Here is a 3,807-nt window from a genome sequence, read left to right on the forward strand (position 1 = left end):
GCGAGTCGAGGGAGATGAAGGCGGTCGCCGATCGATTACGGCGACCGTGGAGCTGCAGCCGGATGGGAAATGGCGGGTCGTCGGTTTCGGTGTGCGGGAGCTGGGCTCATGTTGACGGTGGCACGCACAGCCGCCGCGGCAGCCATGGCCTGCGTTGGTGCTGTCGCTCTCGCTGGCACCGCATCAGCCGATTTGTGGGTCGACGTCGACTGTGACCAAAAGCCGTCGCCGGAATGCGGCATCGGTATCGGAGACCGGGACAACGAACGTGGTCGGCCGCCGTCGAATCCGGGGCCGCCTGATCGCGACGGCGAGGGCCGCGATAACGACGACGGCGATTCGGGGCTGCCGGACGGGTGCGAGTACGTGCCGGTTGAGGAGAACCCTCCGAAGAATCCTCCCCCAGATCGTGACGAGGACGGGGCGTGGTTTCAGCTCAAGTGCCCGGGCGACGGGCACACGATCTGGGGACCACCGGTGTGGGTGCCCGACGGAGAGGATCCCGAGGACGAACCGTCGCCAGAGGAGGTCGCCCAGATGGCGTACAGCCGCCTGCGCTTGGAGCCCCCTCGTATCGGCGTGAGCCCGTCGGGTGAGCAGCTGGTGCACCTGCCGACCTGGCTGTGGCTGGCACCGCAGGACTGGTCCGAGGTGTCGGCGACCGCGTCGATATCCGACGTGTCGGTGACCGCGGTGGCGACGCCGGAGTCGGTGACGTGGTCGATGGGTGACGGTTCCTCGTTCAATTGCGACGGGCCAGGCACGCCGTTCACGACGCGTGACGATCCGGCGGCGGAGTCGCCGGATTGCGGCCACACCTACACCGCCCCGTCCGGCGGGCCGCATGAGGTGGCCGCGACGCTCGAGTGGACCGTGCGCTGGGCCGGCGCCGGCGAGTCCGGCGTGCTCCCTGGGTTGACGACGTCGTCGTCGACCCAGGTCCGCGTCGTTGAGGCACCGGCGTTCACGACACAGTAGAGGGAGGCTGCAGGTGAGCACATCGCTCGATTCACGTGCCCGCACCGCGTCGCCGTCAGCGGTGCCGAGCGCGAGCCAGGGGCGTTCATCGTCCCGGTTGCCAGGCGCACCGCGGCGCAGCGTGGCGCACCTCTCCCTGGGCATCCTGCTGGTCGTCGGATGTGTGACCGCGTTCGTGGTCATGTCCACGCGGATGGACGAACGCGCGCCGGTGCTCGCGCTGGCTGAGCCGGTCACGGTCGGCGACGTGCTCACACCGGCGGACCTGCGCGAGGTCAACGTGGCCGTGGACGCCGGGGTGGCCGTGGTCGATGCGTCGCGGGCGCGCAGCGTGGTGGGCACGCGGATGGCCATCAGCGCCCCGGCCGGAACTCTGCTCACCTCCGGCATGCTCGGCGATACTGTCCTGCCCGGCTCCGGTGAGGCCATCGTCGCGGTGGCACTGGCGCCCGGGGCATTCCCACCGGAGACGACACCGGGCGCGCACGTGCACGTCGTACCGTCGGCCGCGCCCGGCGAGAACAGCACCGTCGAGGAGCCGGAGTCGTCGTGGTCGGCTGTGGTGGTCGGGGTTCACCCGACCACGGTCGAGGCCACCACCGTGGTCTCGCTGCAGGTCGATGAGCAGGCAGCGGCGCAGATCGCCGCGGTGGCGAGTGTGCGCATCGTCGTGATCTCTGGGGGTGGATAGCCGGTGCTGGTGGCGGCGTGCTCGATCAAGGGATCGCCGGGTGTGACCACGCTGTGTCTGGCGTTGGCGGCGACGTGGCCGACCGCGACGGCGGAGGGCTGTGTCGTGGTGGAGGCCGACCCGGCCGGCGGCGACGTGGCCGCCCGGTTCGCCCTGCCCGCCACGCCGGGGCTGGCGAGCCTGGCCGCGGCCGCCCGCAGGGCCACCGAGGCGGATCTGGTGTGGCGGCACGCGCAGACGCTTCCCGGTGGGCTGTCGGTGGTGACTGCTCCGCCCGGCGCGGACCAGGCCCGCGCCGCGCTGGCCGCGTTGGAGAATGCCGACCTGCTGCGCCGAGCCGGCGACGTGGGCACGGTGGTGGTCGACTGCGGCCGCCTCGACCCCGGCTCCCCCGCTGTCCCGATCGTGCGCGCCGCCGATCACGTCCTGCTCGTGACCCGCGCGCACGCAGCTGACCTGGCGCACGTGGCCATCCGAGACGCGTTGACCAGGTCGATCAGCGGGCAGGTCCACATGCTGCTGGCCGGTCTCGGCCACAGCACGGGCGAGGTGGAGCAGGAGATCGGCGTGCCAGTCCTCGCTCGGGTGCCCGAGGACCGCCGCGGCGCCGCGACCATGGCCGGCGAGGTGGCCCCGCGCGGGTTCTGGCCCGCCCGGCGGCGCCTGGCACGCTACGCCGCGAGCATCGCCGCGGATCTCGCAGCCCTCACCCCACCCGTTCCCGCAACCACCACCGACGATGAGGGCGTGCCGGCGGTCGGCGACGACATGCACACGGATCCGCGGGCCCGCGTCAACGGACAGGCAGCCGGGAGACGAGCATGAGCGAGCACACCACCCGGACAGACCCCGAGCCCGTTACGGCAGAGTGGGAGTTCGCCGCACACGACGCAACATCCACCACGACCATGGCGACGCCGGCCGCGACGCCGGCCGATGCTCAAGTGGACGGCGACGACGCCGATCCGGCCGAGCGGCTACGAGAACGGCTGCGTGCCACCTTGGGTACACAGCTGCCGCAACGGCTGGACACCGGACACGACGACGCGGCGGGCGGGGTGGAACGGCGGCGTGAGCTCGCCCGGCAGATCGTCGACGAGGCGATCACGGCACACGTCGAGGCGGAGTTGATGGCCAACCGTCGCCTCCCCGATCGCGAGGTCGAACAGATCATCGTCGCCGAGGTGATGGATCACCTGTTCGGCGCGGCGGGGCTGCAACCGCTGCTGGCCGATCCGAAAGTGGAGAACATCAACATCAACGGCTGCGACCAGGTGTTCGTCCGCTACGCCGACGGCACCCGCGCCCAGCTGCCGCCAGTCGCCGACTCCGACGAGGAGCTGGTGGAGCTGGTACGCACGATGGCCGCCCGGTCCGGGACCGAGGAACGCCGCTTCGACCGCGCCGCGCCCGCAGTGAACTTGCAGCTACCGGACGGGTCGAGGGTGTTCGCGGTGATGGCGCTGTGCGCGCGGCCGTCAATCTCAGTTCGCCGCCACCGCTACCTGACCACCACGTTGCCCGAGCTGCGCGAATTGGGGGTCCTCGATCGCGGCCTTCACGAGTTTCTGGCCGCGGCGGTGCGCGCACGTAAGAACATCCTGGTGGCCGGCGGCACCCAGATCGGGAAGACCACGCTGCTGCGCGCGCTCGCCTCGGAGATCGAGCCTGGCGAGCGGCTGGTGACCGTCGAGGACGTGCTCGAGTTGGCCCTGGACCGCGACCGGCAGCACCATCCGGACGTGGTGGCTCTGCAGTCGCGCGAGGCGAACATCGAAGGCGAGGGCGCGGTGTCGCAAGCCGAGCTGGTGCGCTTCGGGCTGCGGATGTCGCCGGACCGGGTCATCGTCGGTGAGATCCGCGGACCTGAGGTCGTGCCGATGTGCAACGCCATGTCCCAAGGCAACGACGGGTCGATGGCCACCCTGCACGCCTCCACCAGCCGCGGGGTGTTCACCCGGTTGGCCGCCTACGCCGCTCAAGGTCCCGAACAGTTACCGATCGAGGCGACGAACCTGCTGGTCGCCTCCGCGGTGCACCTGGTGGTGCATCTGGCCGAGTCCAGCGACCGGCGCCGTGTAGTGTCCTCGATCCGGGAGGTCGTCGACGCCGACGAGAAACAGATCACCTCCAATGAG

General features: G+C 70.9%; 4 protein-coding genes. All 4 read left to right on the top strand.

Annotated features, from left to right (window positions below; all coding sequences use genetic code 11):
* Positions 1 to 108 precede the first annotated feature (108 nt).
* A complete protein-coding gene (locus tag ELR45_RS10600; protein WP_129665719.1) occupies positions 109 to 978 on the top strand; it encodes a hypothetical protein in 870 nt (289 codons plus the stop codon).
* A 13-nt stretch (positions 979 to 991) separates the two neighbouring features.
* Entirely contained in the window at positions 992 to 1,669 is a 678-nt protein-coding gene (locus ELR45_RS10605) for a hypothetical protein (protein WP_129665721.1), read from the top strand.
* A 42-nt stretch (positions 1,670 to 1,711) separates the two neighbouring features.
* Positions 1,712 to 2,494: a CpaE/TadZ family protein gene (locus ELR45_RS10610; protein ID WP_129665723.1), complete on the top strand. Its 783-nt coding sequence runs from the start codon at positions 1,712 to 1,714 to the stop codon at positions 2,492 to 2,494.
* Positions 2,491 to 3,807: TadA family conjugal transfer-associated ATPase (locus ELR45_RS10615; protein WP_205856360.1), on the top strand; the 1,317-nt coding region annotated here is incomplete at its 3' end. The genes ELR45_RS10610 and ELR45_RS10615, both read left to right, overlap by 4 nt.

This window comes from Phytoactinopolyspora endophytica (assembly GCF_004138495.1).
Lineage (GTDB): Bacteria > Actinomycetota > Actinomycetes > Jiangellales > Jiangellaceae > Phytoactinopolyspora > Phytoactinopolyspora endophytica.